The following is a 16,630-nucleotide window of genomic DNA, read 5'->3' as shown; positions in this document are numbered from 1 at the left end:
CAGTTACAGGCTGTTTTTCTTTAACTGCTCAGCGAGCGTTGCAACATTCGCTTGGTAGCGTGATTCATAGTCGATCACTGTCGCTGGCTCAGCGGTTTGCGTACTCAGTTCAGTGCGTGGCTGCAGCGCTACTGCCGCATTGCCTTGCATCATCGGGCGTACCATCTCAACAACCTTGGCCTCTGGAACCTCTTCATCAGTGATGCTCGGTAACAGCGCCGCAGCCTCCAATGCAGACATGCCTTTCTTAGCCAGAGCTGCTGCTTTATTGGCTTTAACGAATTGAGTACGTTTGCGTTTGTGTTCACGGGCCTGTTGGGTATCGCCGAACGCGACTTTCTCCATGCACTCCGCTTCGCAGATATGCAGGCCGTTCAATGTGGTAACGAGTACCGTTTCATGCAGTCGCTGTGGGTCGAACCGCGCGACCACTTTTTGGTCGGCATACTGCGCCAAATCAGGGTGGTAATAGCGGTTACTGCGCTTCTCAATACTGCCGCCAGACTCCAGCTTGATAGTGCCGTGCTTGCTAACGCGGGTTGCTTCAGCCTGCAGCAGCATCAACGTCAGTTGAGCATCAGTAGCTTTACGGATAGACGCTTGGCGATAGCTGTTTTCAAATGCCTGGTCAAAGCTCATTACACCGCCACAGGCTTCTGTTTCACGGCCAACCTTGCTGTTGTACAGCGCCACACCCTCAGCAATGATCCGCATGAACTCCGCCGCATCAGCCGCCCGTTCACCATAATTGTCCGGCTTCGCCATCGGGTTAGGGCCGGTGTAGCAACCCGCTAACAGCGGATGCTTATCGATCATTTCATCAAGGCCACCCACGCCGAACGCACGTTCAACCGGCTTCGCTTGACCATGACCTTTCCCCAGCAGCACACTTGTCCAGTGCAGCTCAATGCCCAGCATCGGAATGATCCCGAGCGGGTCATCCTCTTTAACCTTGAAGCGATAGCGGTTTGGCACACCGCCGGTCATCCACTTGTTGGCCGCAGCACGCGTGTTATCGATAGTGATTTCGCGCGGAATACCGTACTTGCTGCACGCATCCATTAAGCTCAGGCGAATGCTGTCGGTGTTCTCACTAACATCAGTACGCCATGCCACAATCTTCCGGCTGTAAACGTCCTGCCAAACCCATGTTTTTGGGCGCAGAATTTCACCGTTGAACCACTTCACAAACACGTTGTGTTGGTATCCATCGCCGTTTAACCAGCTCATTGCATCCAATTCAGCAATGGTTCGCTCTTGCGGTGGATAGAGCTGCATCAACGCATGTTCACCGTCACGCAGCATCACGCGTTGAGCGGTTGAAACCTCTAACCCCAAACGGCGCATCAAGCTGTCTAAACTCGGAACAGACCAGCCGTACTCACGGGCAGCCAAACACAAACGGTCATAGCAACTGCTGGCGTTTGGCCGCTCATTACGCAAGTAATCCGCCTTGAAGTACTCCCACGCCTCAGCACTGACCGGAGCCAACTTCGCAACACGATTAGCCGTGGCCGATTCCTGATGCTTCGGCAGCAACACCGCCAACCAATCGCTAGACTCAAAGCCCTTAACCGCAGCGCAATAACGGCGCAGAGTGGGCAGAGCAATCGCGAACTCGTCAGAAATGTGCTTATACGCATCCATCAACGAACTGCCGTTCTGAACTAACGCATGCACAGCCTGCACAGCAGCAACCCGAGCCTTCGCTTTTTCATGGGCCTTTTCATTTGCCTTACCCCAACGCGCCCACAACTGCTCTTTGCAATAACGTGGTGCTTTAGGCTTAGGCAGATCCAATGTCATGCCACCAATCTGAACTTTGCCGCTCTTACGCAGCAGCGCGGCTTGGGCTGCTGTAGGCAAACACGAAACAGAAAACTCAAACGCTTTACCCTGAACACCTTCCTTGCGGCGAGATTCCCATCCTTGACTCTTGGCCATTTTTCTAACGCCTTGAGGAGTACCTGGAAGACCTGGCAAACCAACAACGTCTGTGACTGAAAACCACTCCATGGAGGTGCTCCTCATACAGCTTCTTTCAGTGACGGATAACGTGATGGCCAGATCTCTTCTTTTGGCACACCAATAGCAGCAGAGATAATCCCTTCGCCTTTTGGCCATGGACGCATCAATGCGTTGTACAGCGTTTGACTGCCAAGGCCGTTCTCACGTGACAACCTAGATAGATTCGTACCCCGCTTTTTGAGGGCTGAAATCACATCAGAACGGTGCCAATCGCTAGCTCTGATTTCAGTTTCCATTTCGTTTACCTCACTTCTGAATTACCATCAGTTATCAATTTCTGTAATCAGTTTCTGTAATCAGTTTATTCAGAAACCTGTTAACATCAAGCTGTTTCTCAATGGTTTCCATCAAGAAATTGATAAGCCATTGATATATAACTAAAGAAACTATAAATGTTTTTCGGAAACTCAGTTTCCTAAAGAGGGTGTTTTGAGAAACGAATGGATGACGGCCAAGGAGCTCTCCGAGTTACCAGGAATGCCAAGCACACCACAAGGCATACACAAGAAAGCGAAGAGAGAGGGTTGGAAGTGGCGAAAACAGGAAGGAGTCAAAGGACCAGGCATTGAGTACTGGTATAGCGTCGATGAGGATTTAGAAAGGCCACAGGCGCTGAATGAACCGGAACCCGTTTATGAAAACAAGTTTCTAGAAGAGTTCGCTTTAATACCTGGTTACCGCGTCCAAGTATCAGCAGGACACGGCACAATCACGCAGACTGACTGCGAACCGTGCAGGCATTTAGCGTTTAGGCGTAAATGGCTTAGGTGGCGCGGGTTTAATGAAAAAGAATTAGCCATCGTCTGGAGCAAAGGCGACAGCATGGAGCCGACCATAAGCAACAACGATACGCTCGTTGTACACCTCGGCAGAACGCGTCCTGTGGACGGTCACATCTACGTTGTGCGTAATGCTGACCAGCTATGGGTTAAGCGACTACAGGTCTTGCCGAACGCCTGGCTACTGCTCAGCGACAACAAACACTATCAGCCGATCGAAGTGCCTAAAGACCAGCAGCACACCTTTGAGATCATCGGCCAAGTGGTTCACATATCGCATGACGTTGGAGAGTGAATGAAGCAGATTTAAATCGGTTTTAAATGTGTCGTTTCTGAAAATGCTGTTGATCAAATCACTAGCCGTTTCCAGTTGTTCATTGATGTATTGATCATTTTTCCAAACACCTAAATGAATACGGCCTGAAGAATGTCAGTTGCTCTTCAGGCCGCGCCAAGTCTGACTTTGGATCCCACTTACTTCCCAGTATTCCCACTTATTCCCTAAGTCTTACCTAGTGATCAATTCAATAGAGTCCTTACAACCGATAAACAGGGAAATCCAGAATGACGACACAGCAACAGGTTGTGATTATGGGGCTGGGCAACATTCTGTGGGCCGATGAAGGATTCGGCGTGCGGGCGGCAGAGAAAATTTATGCCGAGTATGATTTGCCTGACTATGTGGAAGTGGTCGACGGCGGTACGCAAGGTTATAACCTGCTGCAATACGTGGCCAGAGCCACGCATCTCATCATCTTGGATGCCATTGATTTTGGCCATGAGCCGGCCTCGTTGCACACCTACGAAGGTCGGGCGATCCCAGCCTACCTCAGCGCCAAGAAAATGAGTTTGCACCAAAGCAGCTTCTCGGAAGTGTTGGCGTTGGCGGAAATCAAAGATACCTATCCAGAGCATGTGGTGCTGATTGGCGTGCAGCCGGTATTGCTGGATGACTACGGTGGTAGCTTGACCGAGCCGGTCAAGGCGCAACTGGAGCCCGCGGTGCAACAAGCGTTAGGTTGGTTAGCGCGTTGGCAAGTGCCGGTCAAACCAGCCACGACGCAGCGCCGCTTGAATGATGCCAGCTTAGCGATGGAAAAATACGAAGGCGAGCGTCCGCGTCAATACAGCTTGCCGCCGTATCAAGCGCCGCAAGCTGAGCCTCAAACCGCACCGAACGAGGAGCGTAAGCATGCGTTACTCTGAGGCGGCGTTAACGCATTTTGCCACCTTATGGCAGCGCATGATGCAGCGCGGCATGCATCCGATCACGGCCGATTCACTCAATGCATGGGTGGCAGGTCAGGAGTATGTTGCAGTGCTGTTGAGCACCGATCCGGTGACTGTACCGGAAGTGTCAGACAACGTCGTGATCATTCCGGAGGTATTGGCGGAGTTTGCTCACCTTAATTGGCAAATTGCCACTGCCGATTTGGAAAACAGCGAATTGCTCTCGGATCAGTATCAGATCCTCAAGCGTCCTGCCGTGCTGGTCTTTGCGCACGGACATTATCTGGGCGCAGTGTGCGGCGTACATGGTTGGGGCGAGATCATCCATCAATTTCATGCGCTGCTACAGCCTGCAGCGCAAGACATCATTCAGATTGGAAACATCTCACATGTCTGACAACACCTATTTTCACCTGCTCGGGCCAGGCTCCCAGCCAGATGATCCGGATTTTGCCATGAACCCGTTGCCGATTACGGTGGGGGTAGCGAGCGAACCGCCAATGGCAACGTTAGAGCAGTACCACAACGTGACAGAGGCTCTGCAACTAATTGAATATTTGCTGGGCAAGTGCACAGATTATCAGGGCGATCCGGTGCATTATCCTGTGGCAGATGTCACCGCTCTGGATGATAACAACCGCCATTTTCTTGATGTGTTACTCGGGGAAGGGGAAGTCTCCATCGTCGTGCAGGTGAATGAAACGACTGAAATCCAGATTCAGGAGTCTATCTTTTGTGGGTTTTGGCGCGTGTGGGAAATCCAGCATGGTCAGAGAGTGGCCGATCGCATTGAGATTTGTCCCATTCCGGCCTGTGTCTGTTATCATGCGCAACTTTATGCGCACGAGTCGGCGTTATTGCCGCCGATTGGACAGCGTCAGTTGATGAATGCGTTGCCGTTGGCCCATGAGCTGTTATCCCAAGCAGGGAAAGCGCCACAGCCGGCTCATGTGATTAATCTAACGTCTTTACCGTTGACCGATGATGATCGCAGTTTCTTGGCTGACACCGCTGGACAAGGTAACGTGCGTATCCGTACGCGTGGCTACGGAGAAAGTTTGATTGTTTCCACCGGACTGAAAAATGTCTGGAACATTCGTTGTTTGAACGGATTAAAAGGCATTTTGCTGGAAACATATGAAGTGAGCTGTATACCAGAGGTCGCACTGGCGTCGGTGGAGGATATTGAAGATTCTGCCCAGCGTCTGCGTGATACATATCTGTGGTTTAAGGAGCTGACACATGTTTGAGGGCAGTTACCGCAAGGCGCTAACGCCTTCCGCGCAGCTGGAGTGCAAGATTTGTGGTTGGGTGTATCACCCTGAGCGGGGTGACCCGGTCTGGCAAATCCCTCCCGGGACGGCGTTTAGCGCGCTCCCTGAGCACTGGTGTTGCCCGGAATGTGACAATCCTAAATCACAGTTTCTTTTGTTGCAGGAATAACCCGAGGTGGACCAAGTTTAAGGAGTGATCATGTTTCAGGAACTGGGTAAGCAAAGCCAAGCACAGTTATGTCGTCCGGAACACCGCTCTGTATATGATGAAAATCTGCGATGGTATGAATCCAACCCTGCCAGTATTTTTGAGCAGGCATACCGACAGGTTTATGAAAAATCGATGCAGGATATCCCATTTATTAATCGGCAAATTCAAATTGAGCTGATTGGTGTCGGTCGCTGGCAGCATTTCTGGCGTGGAATGATGCTGACGCCTTGGAGCATGAACCTGCTGTTGATCCCCGCGTGTGAAGCGGGTTGTATCCACGCCAGCAAAGGCAGTGAGTCGCAGTATCCTTTACCACAAGGTTGGTTCCCGTTTGTGGCCTCCTCGGTTGGGGTGACGGGCGCATTTTGGCAAAGCTCGCTCTTTTCAGACATGCGCTTGTTTGAAAGTCATATGGCGGCCAGAGCCACGGGGGAAGAGGTGATTCGTCAGCTGTTCCCCGTGTCCGAAGAGGGAATGGATCTGCAGCGTCGCCGGTTATTTTTGCTCGGCAGCGCAAACTGATCACCGCGTTATTTGCAAGTTGAGTCAACTGTGATTTGATCGCTACATTATGCGCCTATCCTATTGCGGATACTCAAGTATGGAGAGTCAGTATTTAGCCGATTAGGATAGGCTCCATGGCATCAGCGAGAAACCGCTAGCACGGTTGCTTCTCGCTGATTAGCGATCACACCCCATCATGGCTGAACATCATGCTGAATATTGTTTTTCTGGATCGTGAAACCTTCCCTGCCGATATTGAAATCCCTCGTCCGGCAGTGCCTCATCAGTGGCATGAGTACTCCTATACCCCTAAAAGCAAATTACCCGAGCGTATCGGCGATGCGGATATCATCATCACCAATAAAGTGATGCTGGATGCCGAGGCATTGTCTTTAGCGCCGCGCCTGAAGATGGTGGCCATTTCTGCTACCGGCATAAACAATATCGATTTGGCCGCCGCTAGCGCGCACGGTATTACGGTGTGCAATGTGCGTGACTATGCGCAAGTGACCGTGCCTGAACATGTGCTGAGTTTCATTTTTGCCCTGAAGCGCAATTTGGCAGGTTGGATAGCCGATCAGAAGCAAAAACGTTGGGCGAGCAGCCGTCAGTTTTGTGCGTTTAACTATCCGATTACCGATGTGCGTGGCAGCACATTAGGGATTGTGGGGCGAGGCTCTTTAGGGCGCGCAACCGGCGCGTTAGCGCATGCGGTGGGCATGCAGGTGCTGTATGCCGAGCGGCCAGATGCTGAGTTCGTGCGTGAAGGTTACACTGCGTTTAGCGATGTGCTGGCACAGGCGGATGTGTTGTCATTGCATTGTCCGCTTACCGAACAAACCGCCAAGTTAATGAATGATAAGACGCTCAGTGCGATGAAGGCGGGGGCGCTCTTAATCAATACCGGCCGAGGTGCGTTGGTAGACGAAGCGGCGTTACTGCGAGCGTTGGACAGTGGTCGCTTAGGTGGTGCAGCGTTGGACGTGCTCAGCGAAGAGCCGCCGAAAGCGGATCATCCACTGCTCGTGGCTGCCGCGCAGCGTAACAACTTACTGATCACACCGCATGTGGCGTGGGCGTCAGATTCGGCAATTCGTGAAGTGTTGGCGCAGGTGGTACACAATATCGAAGCCTATGTGGCGCGTAAGCCACAAAATGTGGTGACGCTATAAAAAAGCGATATGCAATCCACACCAGTAAAAAGAGCACGCAATGCGTGCTCTTTTTGTTCAGCGTTACTTAATTAACAGCTTAGTTAACAGCAATTAATTAACAGGCGATTACTTAACGCGCTGGCCTGGTTTGGCACCGCTATCTGGGCTCAGAATGAACAGATCGCTACCACCGGCACCGGCAGCCAGAACCATCCCTTCAGACAGACCGAAGCGCATTTTACGTGGCGCTAAGTTAGCGACCATTACGGTCATACGACCTTCCAGATCTTCTGGCTTGTACGCGGCTTTGATACCGGCAAATACCTGACGGGTTTCACCGCCCAGATCCAGCGTCAGCTTAACCAGTTTGTCGGCTTCAGGCACAGATTCTGCTTTCGCAATCAGTGCAACACGCAGATCCACTTTGCTGAAGTCATCAATGCTGATGGTTTCGCTGATTGGGTTTTTATCCAGTTCAGTTGGCTCTTTCGCTGGCATAGCCGCTGCAGCCTCTTCTTTGGACTCTTCAATCATAGCATTCACTTTGTCCGTATCGATACGACTGAACAGCGCTTTGAATGGATTGACCTGATGGCCCAGCAGTGGCGTGGCGATCGCATCCCATGTCAGTTCGCTGTTTAAGAACGCTTCCGCGCGCTCGCTCAGCTGTGGCATGACAGGCTTGAGGTAAGTCATCAGCACACGGAACAGATTGATACCCATTGAGCAGATGGCTTGCAGGTCGGCATCGCGGCCTTCTTGCTTCGCCACCACCCACGGAGCTTGTTCGTCAACATAGCGGTTAGCTTTGTCAGCCAGCGCCATGATTTCACGAATGGCTTTACCGTATTCGCGGCTCTCGTAGGCTTGGGCAATCAGCTCAGCGGCAGCGGTAAATTCCTGATACAGCGCGGCATCAGCCAGCATGTCGGCCAGTTTACCGTCAAAACGCTTAGTGATGAAACCGGCGTTACGGGAAGCCAAGTTAACCAGCTTATTCACGATATCGGCGTTCACACGCTGTACGAAGTCATCCAGATTCAAATCCAGATCGTCGATACGAGCAGACAGCTTGGCGGCGTAGTAGTAACGCAGGCAATCAGGGTCTAAGTGCTTGAGGTAAGTACCGGCTTTGATAAAGGTGCCGCGTGACTTAGACATCTTGGCACCGTTTACGGTCACATAACCATGCACGAAGACGTTGGTCGGCTTGCGGAATTGGCTGCCGTCCAGCATTGCTGGCCAGAACAGGCTGTGGAAGTACACGATGTCTTTGCCGATGAAGTGATACAGCTCGGCCTCAGAGTCGGTTTTCCAGAAATCATCAAAGTTGATGTCGCCACGCTTGTCGCACAGGTTCTTGAATGAACCCATGTAGCCGATTGGCGCATCCAGCCAAACGTAGAAATATTTGCCCGGCGCATCAGGAATCTCGAAGCCGAAGTATGGCGCATCACGGGTGATATCCCACTGCTGCAGGCCAGACTCAAACCATTCCTGCATCTTGTTCGCCACTTCATCTTGCAGGGAGCCAGAGCGGATCCACGCTTTCAGCATGCCTTCAAAAGAGGGCAGGTCGAAGAAGAAGTGTTCGGTTTCCTTCATCACCGGAGTGGCACCGGATACCGCTGAGCGTGGGTTAATCAGCTCGGTTGGGCTATAGGTTGCACCACACACTTCGCAGTTATCGCCATACTGATCTTCGGCTTTACACTTCGGACAGGTGCCTTTTACGAAGCGATCAGGCAAGAACATGCTCTTTTCTGGGTCGAACAGCTGGGAAATAGTGCGACTCTTGATAAAACCGTTTTCTTTCAGGCGGCCATAAATCAGGCTAGCTAATTCACGGTTTTCATCGCTGTGCGTAGAGTGGTAGTTATCGAAGCTGATATTGAAGCCCGCGAAATCGGCCTGATGCTCGGCGCTCACATCAGCAATCATCTGCTCCGGTGCAATCCCCATCTGCTGGGCTTTCAGCATGATAGGCGTGCCGTGCGCGTCATCAGCGCAGACAAAATAAGCCTCATGGCCGCGCATGCGCTGGAAACGAACCCAGATATCTGCCTGAATGTGTTCCAGCATATGGCCGAGGTGGATAGAGCCGTTAGCGTACGGCAGAGCGCACGTTACCAGAAGTTTTCTCGCTGAAGGAGCCTTAGCATCTTGAGACATAATGGTTAGTTCTGCTGTCTTGTCATTGGATTTACGGATCCCGTGATGTTACCCCATCATCCGGCACACCGCTACCACCCTGCAATCAATGGGGTTGATTTGCCGGTCAAATTCGCCCAACCTTGGGCGGTCATGAGAACAAAACCCGATCCGACGATCCCCTGTGGTCATGACGGTGTCGATGCGTGGCTTCAAACCACGCGAGCACACCACACGCCATTACGGCCAACAGGGATAGCGGACAAACAAAAAAGGAGAACACGGGATGGGTCTCAAATCACTTTTTAGCTCCGAAACTGATCTGAGTGCGCAAGTATTACCGCTGTTGGATGGTTTTTCTCACCCAACACTGCAACAACCACTCAGCACCCTGAATGCCCTTAAGCAAGCTTCATTGCGTCGCGGCGAGCTGACCGTGCGCTTACAAATGCCGTTTGCGTGGCAAAGTGGCTTTATTGCTCTGCAACAAGCCATTGATGCGGCGTTGCTGCAATTGCCTGACGTGCGTCAGGTGCGCTGGGTACTGGAATACCAAATCGCAACCTTGAAACGCGCGAATGAGCAGCCTGGCGTTAAAGGCGTCAAAAATATCATCGCGGTGAGCTCCGGTAAGGGCGGGGTGGGCAAATCCAGCACCTCCGTCAATCTGGCATTGGCGCTGGCCGCCGAAGGCGCCAAAGTCGGTTTGTTGGATGCTGATATCTACGGTCCATCGATTCCCTTGATGCTCGGCAGTGAAGATCAGCGTCCAACCTCGCCCGATGGTCAGCATATGGTGCCGGTCAGTGCGCACGGTATTGTGGCGAACTCTATCGGTTATTTGGTCGATCAAGATAGCGCCACGATTTGGCGTGGGCCGATGGCTAGCCGCGCGCTGGGGCAACTGCTGAATGAAACCTGGTGGCCAGATCTGGATTATCTGGTGATCGATATGCCGCCGGGTACCGGGGATATTCAGCTGACCTTATCTCAGCAAACACCGGTAACCGCAGCACTGGTGGTGACGACGCCGCAAGATGTGGCCTTGCTGGATGCGGCCAAAGGCATCGCCATGTTTGAAAAAGTGCATGTGCCGGTGCTCGGCTTGGTGGAAAACATGAGCATGCATATTTGCAGTCAGTGTGGTCACCATGAAGCGATTTTTGGTACCGGCGGCGCAGCACGCTTAGCGGAGAAATATCACGCTGAACTGCTGGCACAAATTCCCCTGCATATTCGCTTGCGGGAAGATTTGGATAACGGCACTCCGACCGTCGTGGCCGCACCAGAAAGTGAGTTTGCTCTGATTTATCGCCAGTTGGCCGCCAAAATTGCCGCCAAAATGTACTGGTCTGGCGAATCAATCGCCACAGAGATTGCAGTTCGTAACATAAGTTAAAAACAACGCTGGCGTGATAAGGGTCAAATTTCTTATAATCATAAGGTTTATTTTCACGCCACCAGAGTAATCAGAGCTTTTCATATGACAGAACAATCTCAGCAGTGTCTCATCATCGGTATTGCGGGCGCTTCGGCGTCAGGTAAGAGTCTTATTGCTAGCACTATTTACCGTGAGCTGTGCGAACAGCTGGGAGACGCTCAGATCGGCGTGATCTCTGAAGACTGCTATTACAAAGATCAGAGCCATCTGGCCATGGAAGAGCGGGTCAAGACCAACTATGACCACCCAAAAGCCATGGACCACGATTTGCTGCTGCAGCATTTGCAGATGTTACAGCGTGGCGAAGCGGTAGAAATTCCTCAGTACAGCTATGTTGAACATACCCGTAAGCAGGAAACTATCCACTTCGAGCCGAAGAAGGTCATTATTCTGGAAGGGATTCTGTTGTTGACGGATGCACGCCTGCGCGGCGAAATGCATGCCTCGATTTTCATCGATACTCCATTGGATATCTGTCTGCTGCGCCGTGTGAAGCGTGACGTAACTGAGCGTGGCCGGACGATGGAATCGGTTCTCGAGCAGTATCAGAAAACCGTGCGTCCAATGTTCTTGCAATTTATCGAGCCATCCAAGCAGTACGCTGACATCATTGTACCGCGTGGCGGCAAAAACCGGATTGCGATCGATATTCTCAAGGCCAAAATCACTCAGATGTTGAGCGACTAAGCCTGACGATGATAACAAGATAGTGCGCGGCAACGGTATCGAGGTTATCGCGTTTGAAACCGCATTAGACATGTCGATACGTTGCTTAAAAACAGGCTGGTTCTACCAGCCTGTTTTTTAAAGGAAACCGCTGTAAAAGGCAGCCCAGTTTGGAGAAGATCAACCATGCGTTTATGTGATACCGATATTGAAGCCGCGTTGGATGCCGGGCGGATCCAGATAGAACCGCGTCCGCCAGTTGAGCGCATTAACGGAGCCACCGTGGATGTCCGTTTGGGCAATAAATTTCGCGTATTCCGGGATCATACAGCGGCGTTTATCGATCTGAGTGGGCCGAAAGATGAAGTCACCGCCGCTCTTGAACGTGTGATGAGCGACGAGATTGTGCTGGAAGAGAATGAGCCCTTTTTCCTGCACCCAGGTGAGCTGGCTCTCGCCGTTACCCATGAATCGGTTACTTTACCGGATGATGTGGTAGGCTGGTTAGATGGTCGTTCATCGCTGGCCCGTCTGGGATTGATGGTACACGTGACCGCCCATCGTATCGATCCGGGTTGGCAGGGGCGTATTGTGTTGGAGTTCTACAACTCCGGTAAATTGCCGCTGGCGCTGCGTCCTAAAATGTTGATTGGAGCCCTGAGCTTCGAGCCATTGACTGGCCCTGCTGCGCGTCCATATAACAGCCGTGCTGATGCCAAATACAAAGGCCAGCAAGGGGCGGTCGCGAGCCGTATCGATAAAGATTGATACCCTGAACTTGTAACTTTAATCTCAGTATATTTAATCTCAGAACAGCGCGGAGCAAGGATGAGAAAGCTGGCGTTAGTGGCCGGTGTTATCGCCGTTTTTGGGTTAGGCATAGCACTGCTGATATTGTCCATTGATACTCGGGCATTAAAGACGCTACTGGTCGATAAGGTCAAAGTCCGTACCGGCCAGACGTTACACATCGACGGCCCTCTGCGCTGGGGGTTTTATCATGGCCTGCAACTGGAAGCGGGGGAGACTCGCCTCAGTAGTCCGGCAGGCTATCGAGATCCTTACATCCTACAAGCGAAAAAACTTTCACTGCATATCAGCTTGCCGGCTTTGTTGACCAAAGATCTGGTCATCAAACGTGTGCAATTCGATCAAGCAGAAACCGCGATTGAAGTAGCCGCCAATGGCGTCAGTAACTGGGATGCGCTGCTCGAGCCGGTAGCCGATGCGGCTGACACTTCCAATAGCGCCTCATCAGAAAATAGCGATGACGGCTTGCTGAGCATATCTGGCTCTAATACGGAAACTCCCGCATCCAAATCTGCCGTGCCGGAGCGCCACGATGGCTGGCAGGTCTCGTTACGCAGCATTCGCATTAATGACGGCAAACTGATCTGGCGCAAAGGCGAGCATCAGGTCGATTTTGAACATCTGAATATGATGTTGAGCGAGCCTGTCAAAGGGCGTTATCCGATTGAGATCACCTCCGAAATTCATCTGCCAGACGATCTGATTCAGCTCAGTTACCAAGGGCAACTGAGCCTCAATCACGATATCAGCGTGCTGAGCTTGACTGAAAATCAACTGCGTTTGAGCCTGCAATCCAAACTGCAACCCGAGCGCGAGCCGCAGCTGATTGATAGCCGCTTTAGCGTACTGCTGGATCGCCGTGAAGGGCGATTGGCGCTCAGTAACATCAGTATTGATTCACCGATCGTCAAATTGGGCGGTGAGCTCATTTTGAAATCTCGCCCAGTGCCGGGCTTTGTGGATATCAATCTGAATAGCCCATATCTGGATTTGGATGAGGTGCTACCGTTGTGGCGTGAGCTGTCTCTGTCTGGCGATAAAACCGCATCCCGAATAACATCAACCAGTCATCAGCCGGATAACCCTGCGATAGCCTCGCAGACAGCCGAGAGCTCCGATGATGCCGAGGTGATGTCATCAGCACCAGCTGACGTATCGGCAGAGAAGCCAGAGCGTTCATTGCGCGATCTGTATCAGGTCGACGGCTTTGTCACGTTGCGCATTCAGCAGATCCGCTGGCGGCAGCAGCCATTCCAGCAAGTGTCACTGGATGCCACCGTCCAACAAGGCGTGGTCGATATCGATCAATTTAGCATGCAGGGTTTGGGCGGCGGTGTCAGTGCTACCGGACGCATTAATCTATTGTCTGAACCGACGCAGTTTTCTCTCAATCCAGTGATCCGCAGTATGCCGGTGTCATCGGTGATGGCATGGCTGAATACCGGATTTAACGCCAGTGGCATGTTTAACGCCAGTGGGCGTTGGCAGTTCAGTGGTTGGCCAAGTCTGCAGACCAGCCATGGTTTTTTGACTCTCCAGGCCTCGGATGTCTCGTTTGATGGCATCAATCTATCTTATCTGCTAAGCAGTACTGTTGAGCGGTTACGTGGTAAACAGTTTTCCGGCCAGCCCGTGGCTTATACGACCCACCTTAACCGTTTACTGGCAGATCTGAATTTGCAAAATGGGCAGATCAAAATCGCGCGCCTGAATGCGCAGGATGACAAACTGCTGTTGAATGCTACCGGTACACTGGATTGGGCGGCTAAGCAGTGCCAGTTGCAGATTAATAACCGCTTAGATTTAGGGCCAGAGTGGTCGCAGCTGAGCATTCCACTGCAGGTCTATGGCAGCTTTAATGATTTGCGCTATCGCATCGATGCTGCCAATGTCCTCAAACAGCAATTGCGGGCGAACAAACAGCGATTGCTCGACAGGCTGCAAAGCAGCGACAAACTGTCTGACAGTGAGAAAAAAGCGCTGAGTGAGCTCTGAGTTAAGCGTTCTTAGCCAATGTTTTTTAAACCATCTATTTTTTTAAACCATATAGTTCTTAAACCATAATCTACAACCCGAACAACGGTATGCAAGCAGGGCAGGCGGAGTCAGTGATGGAAAAGTATATTGGCCTGATGTCAGGCACCAGTCTCGATGGTGTAGATAGTGTCTTGATTGAAACCGATGGTCAGCAAGTGACGTTGTTGGCCAATGATTTTTTGCCGATGCCCGCCGCGCTTAAACAAGCTGTGTTGGATGTCTGTCATGGGCAAAGCACCACGCTGGTGGCTATCGGTCAGTTAGATCAGCGCCTCGGTACCTTTTTCGCCAATGCCGTGCAGCAGTTACTGGTAAAGAGTGGGGTTGAGGCGGCCCAAATTCGCGCCATTGGCAGTCATGGGCAGACCGTTTTTCATGATCCTCAAGGTCCGTATCCTTTCACCCTACAGCTGGGCGATGCCAATATCATCGCGGCGCGTACCGGAATTTGCACCGTGGCCGATTTTCGCCGTAAAGATGTGGCACTCGGCGGACAAGGCGCGCCGTTAGTTCCGGCCTTTCATGCTGCGCTATTTGGCGCGCATTCCGCGCGGGCGGTACTGAACATTGGCGGTATGGCAAACATTACCTTGCTGCAGCCACAAGGTCCCGTCTTAGGATTTGATACCGGCCCGGGTAACGTGCTGTTGGATTACTGGGTTATGCAGCATACCGGGCAGTCATTTGATCGTGATGCAGAATTTGCTCGACAGGGGAAGGTGAATGAGGCGTTATTGCAGTGTTTGTTGCAAGAGCCTTATTTTAGCCAGCCAGCGCCAAAGAGCACGGGGCGCGAACTCTTTAATCCTGCGTGGTTGTTACCGAAGTTGCACGCTTTTGCACACCTCTCAGCTGTCGATGTGCAAGCTACACTGACAGAGCTCACCGCCGTGACGATAGCCGAGCAGCTGCAGCATCGCGCTTTGTCGGAAGTACTCGTGTGCGGCGGTGGGGTTCATAATCCTCTCTTAATGGCTCGGTTACAGGCCTTGCTACCATCGAGCACGGTTCTTTCTACGGCCAGTCGTGGCGTAGACCCTGATTATATGGAAGCGATGGCTTTTGCGTGGTTAGCTTGGTGTGGCATGCATCATCAACCGGGTAATTTGCCTGCGGTGACGGGGGCGAGTCATTTGGCAGTATTGGGGGCTATTTATCCCGCCTAATCTTATTCATGTTTAGCGTGTATCTATAATCATTAATATTTCAATGGGTTGTTGCATCGATACAGCATATTTTGCTAACTGTGTCGCGGATGTGTAATGTAGCTATGGTGAAATATTACTCACTGATATGAAATAAGTTTCTCTGCGAAACTAATGCGCTGGCATGACATTCGCGCTGATATGAAATTTAAGGATGGGTCTCAGCCATGCTGACGGAACAGCAACCGGTTATCTCCAATCCGAGCCTGATACCGATGCACAGTCTGCGTTGGGTATTGTTGGGCGACTTGGATGTTGAACACTTTATTGCAGCCTATCATCAGGCTTTTCGCCACTTTTTGCCCCTACAGCTGGAGCAGCTTAGTCTGTGTGGGCATGATATTCCGCTGATTGAACTTGAGCAGGGCTTACCTGCGTGGTTGCATCGACCTTCATCGGCCGGATTGCGAACACTGTTTGTGCACGTAGAGCCGGAGCACTTACAGCTGATTATCACTTGGCAGCGCCAGTACATCAGTCGCCAAGAGGTGTTGGATCTCTTGTGTCAGGTCGCGGAAATTTATAATTCATCGCTGGTATCGCTGAACAGTAATTTGGTGCATGAGTTGCCGTTTTATGAGTTTCTCACCGCGGATGATACGCTGGCGGAGTCGCCGACCTGCTCAAGTGTGATCGATCTGGAGCGGAGCGAATACGAGCTGATCCGGCACAGCCACAGTATTATTTTGCCTGCCGTATGGCATTGGGCGGATTTGCATGGTTTTCATCGCGAACAAGTGCACGCAGAGTGGTTGGAGTGTGAGTTGACCTTACCAGCCGGCATTCATACACAGCGTATTGCGCCGATTATGAATGTCGTGTTGCAGCGGATGGTGGAAGTGTCGTTACTGAGCCTAAATGGTAATGAATCACCGGAGCTAACACTTCAAATTGCTTGCCGACATCCCAAATCATTATCTTTACCGGCTCTGTTACTTAGCCTTAAACATTGCTTATTGCAGCAAATGTAATTTGCACAAACATAAGTCGCAGGCATTGAGCCAATAAAAAAGCCGCATAAATGCGGCTTTTTTGACTCGGTTACTCACGGTTGCTTTGGTCATGATTAGATCTGACAGACAGCGAGCCAATGGTAATTCTTCCAAGCTACAGACAAGGTCAGTAAAACCGGTTATCCCT

General features: G+C 51.5%; 16 protein-coding genes. 13 read left to right on the top strand and 3 right to left on the bottom strand.

Annotation, left to right across the window (positions count from 1 at the left end; all coding sequences use genetic code 11):
- Nucleotides 1–3: 3 nt before the first annotated feature.
- Complete coding sequence (locus L975_RS13855) at nt 4–2,016, bottom strand: transposase domain-containing protein (RefSeq protein ID WP_047709059.1); 2,013 nt, start codon at nt 2,014–2,016, stop codon at nt 4–6.
- An 11-nt stretch (nt 2,017–2,027) separates the two neighbouring features.
- On the bottom strand, nt 2,028–2,264 hold the full coding sequence (locus L975_RS13850) for a helix-turn-helix transcriptional regulator (protein ID WP_047709058.1): 237 nt from the start codon (nt 2,262–2,264) through the stop codon (nt 2,028–2,030).
- 193 nt (nt 2,265–2,457) lie between these two features.
- On the opposite strand from L975_RS13850, the gene L975_RS13845 reads away from it, so the two are divergent.
- The 7 genes from L975_RS13845 to L975_RS13815 all read left to right on the top strand — a co-directional run bounded on the left by L975_RS13845 (nt 2,458) and on the right by L975_RS13815 (nt 7,198).
- Complete coding sequence (locus tag L975_RS13845) at nt 2,458–3,102, top strand: S24 family peptidase (RefSeq protein WP_218185603.1); 645 nt, start codon at nt 2,458–2,460, stop codon at nt 3,100–3,102.
- Nucleotides 3,103–3,371: 269 nt separating this feature from the next.
- Complete coding sequence (gene hyaD / locus L975_RS13840; RefSeq protein WP_072033075.1) at nt 3,372–4,013, top strand: hydrogenase 1 maturation protease; 642 nt, start codon at nt 3,372–3,374, stop codon at nt 4,011–4,013.
- Nucleotides 4,000–4,434, top strand: a complete 435-nt coding sequence (locus tag L975_RS13835; protein WP_047709057.1) for a hypothetical protein — start codon at nt 4,000–4,002, stop codon at nt 4,432–4,434. Before hyaD ends, L975_RS13835 begins: the two co-directional genes overlap by 14 nt.
- Nucleotides 4,427–5,287 carry a hydrogenase expression/formation protein gene (locus L975_RS13830; protein ID WP_047709056.1) on the top strand — a complete coding sequence of 287 codons (861 nt, stop codon included), beginning with the start codon at nt 4,427–4,429 and terminating at the stop codon, nt 5,285–5,287. The genes L975_RS13835 and L975_RS13830 overlap by 8 nt, the downstream gene beginning before the upstream one ends.
- Nucleotides 5,280–5,480, top strand: coding sequence for a rubredoxin (locus L975_RS13825; RefSeq protein ID WP_010863911.1), 201 nt, complete (start codon nt 5,280–5,282; stop codon nt 5,478–5,480). Before L975_RS13830 ends, L975_RS13825 begins: the two co-directional genes overlap by 8 nt.
- Nucleotides 5,481–5,510: 30 nt before the next feature.
- Nucleotides 5,511–6,044 carry a [NiFe]-hydrogenase assembly chaperone HybE gene (hybE, locus tag L975_RS13820; RefSeq protein WP_010863910.1) on the top strand — a complete coding sequence of 178 codons (534 nt, stop codon included), beginning with the start codon at nt 5,511–5,513 and terminating at the stop codon, nt 6,042–6,044.
- A 191-nt stretch (nt 6,045–6,235) separates the two neighbouring features.
- Nucleotides 6,236–7,198, top strand: a complete 963-nt coding sequence (locus tag L975_RS13815) for a D-2-hydroxyacid dehydrogenase (RefSeq protein WP_039044860.1) — start codon at nt 6,236–6,238, stop codon at nt 7,196–7,198.
- A gap of 108 nt (nt 7,199–7,306) precedes the next feature.
- On the opposite strand, the gene metG is transcribed toward L975_RS13815, so the two are convergent.
- A complete protein-coding gene (gene metG / locus L975_RS13810; RefSeq protein ID WP_047709055.1) occupies nt 7,307–9,352 on the bottom strand; it encodes a methionine--tRNA ligase in 2,046 nt (681 codons plus the stop codon).
- A 265-nt stretch (nt 9,353–9,617) separates the two neighbouring features.
- Here metG and apbC point away from each other — a divergent pair, with 265 nt between their 5' ends.
- The 6 genes from apbC (at nt 9,618) to L975_RS13780 (ending at nt 16,461) form a co-directional block, all read left to right on the top strand.
- On the top strand, nt 9,618–10,730 hold the full coding sequence (gene apbC, locus L975_RS13805; protein WP_010863907.1) for an iron-sulfur cluster carrier protein ApbC: 1,113 nt from the start codon (nt 9,618–9,620) through the stop codon (nt 10,728–10,730).
- Between the two features lie 84 nt (nt 10,731–10,814).
- Nucleotides 10,815–11,459, top strand: coding sequence for a uridine kinase (gene udk, locus L975_RS13800; RefSeq protein ID WP_010863906.1), 645 nt, complete (start codon nt 10,815–10,817; stop codon nt 11,457–11,459).
- Between the two features lie 165 nt (nt 11,460–11,624).
- Nucleotides 11,625–12,206, top strand: coding sequence for a dCTP deaminase (gene dcd, locus L975_RS13795; RefSeq protein ID WP_039044857.1), 582 nt, complete (start codon nt 11,625–11,627; stop codon nt 12,204–12,206).
- A 60-nt stretch (nt 12,207–12,266) separates the two neighbouring features.
- Entirely contained in the window at nt 12,267–14,243 is a 1,977-nt protein-coding gene (locus L975_RS13790) for an AsmA family protein (protein ID WP_047709054.1), read from the top strand.
- A gap of 116 nt (nt 14,244–14,359) precedes the next feature.
- The gene (locus tag L975_RS13785; protein ID WP_081995704.1) at nt 14,360–15,451 is read left to right on the top strand and encodes an anhydro-N-acetylmuramic acid kinase; all 1,092 of its coding nucleotides are present in this window, start codon (nt 14,360–14,362) and stop codon (nt 15,449–15,451) included.
- 206 nt (nt 15,452–15,657) lie between these two features.
- A complete protein-coding gene (locus L975_RS13780; RefSeq protein ID WP_039044854.1) occupies nt 15,658–16,461 on the top strand; it encodes a hypothetical protein in 804 nt (267 codons plus the stop codon).
- Nucleotides 16,462–16,630: the final 169 nt, after the last annotated feature.

This window comes from Plesiomonas sp. ZOR0011 (assembly GCF_000800945.1).
Lineage (GTDB): Bacteria > Pseudomonadota > Gammaproteobacteria > Enterobacterales > CAMTGL01 > Plesiomonas > Plesiomonas shigelloides.
The sequence above is the reverse complement of the archived record's forward strand: the minus strand, read 5'-3'. Positions and strand labels throughout refer to the sequence as shown.

Excerpts from the sequence above, each read along its gene's own strand:
- L975_RS13855 (WP_047709059.1), bottom strand. The coding sequence starts at position 2,016 with ATGGAGTGGTTTTCAGTCACAGACGTTGTTGGTTTGCCAGGTCTTCCA.
- L975_RS13850 (WP_047709058.1), bottom strand. The coding sequence starts at position 2,264 with ATGGAAACTGAAATCAGAGCTAGCGATTGGCACCGTTCTGATGTGATT.
- hyaD (WP_072033075.1), top strand. The coding sequence starts at position 3,372 with ATGACGACACAGCAACAGGTTGTGATTATGGGGCTGGGCAACATTCTG.
- L975_RS13835 (WP_047709057.1), top strand. The coding sequence starts at position 4,000 with ATGCGTTACTCTGAGGCGGCGTTAACGCATTTTGCCACCTTATGGCAG.
- L975_RS13830 (WP_047709056.1), top strand. The coding sequence starts at position 4,427 with ATGTCTGACAACACCTATTTTCACCTGCTCGGGCCAGGCTCCCAGCCA.
- L975_RS13825 (WP_010863911.1), top strand. The coding sequence starts at position 5,280 with ATGTTTGAGGGCAGTTACCGCAAGGCGCTAACGCCTTCCGCGCAGCTG.
- hybE (WP_010863910.1), top strand. The coding sequence starts at position 5,511 with ATGTTTCAGGAACTGGGTAAGCAAAGCCAAGCACAGTTATGTCGTCCG.
- L975_RS13815 (WP_039044860.1), top strand. The coding sequence starts at position 6,236 with ATGCTGAATATTGTTTTTCTGGATCGTGAAACCTTCCCTGCCGATATT.
- metG (WP_047709055.1), bottom strand. The coding sequence starts at position 9,352 with ATGTCTCAAGATGCTAAGGCTCCTTCAGCGAGAAAACTTCTGGTAACG.
- apbC (WP_010863907.1), top strand. The coding sequence starts at position 9,618 with ATGGGTCTCAAATCACTTTTTAGCTCCGAAACTGATCTGAGTGCGCAA.
- udk (WP_010863906.1), top strand. The coding sequence starts at position 10,815 with ATGACAGAACAATCTCAGCAGTGTCTCATCATCGGTATTGCGGGCGCT.
- dcd (WP_039044857.1), top strand. The coding sequence starts at position 11,625 with ATGCGTTTATGTGATACCGATATTGAAGCCGCGTTGGATGCCGGGCGG.
- L975_RS13790 (WP_047709054.1), top strand. The coding sequence starts at position 12,267 with ATGAGAAAGCTGGCGTTAGTGGCCGGTGTTATCGCCGTTTTTGGGTTA.
- L975_RS13785 (WP_081995704.1), top strand. The coding sequence starts at position 14,360 with ATGGAAAAGTATATTGGCCTGATGTCAGGCACCAGTCTCGATGGTGTA.
- L975_RS13780 (WP_039044854.1), top strand. The coding sequence starts at position 15,658 with ATGCTGACGGAACAGCAACCGGTTATCTCCAATCCGAGCCTGATACCG.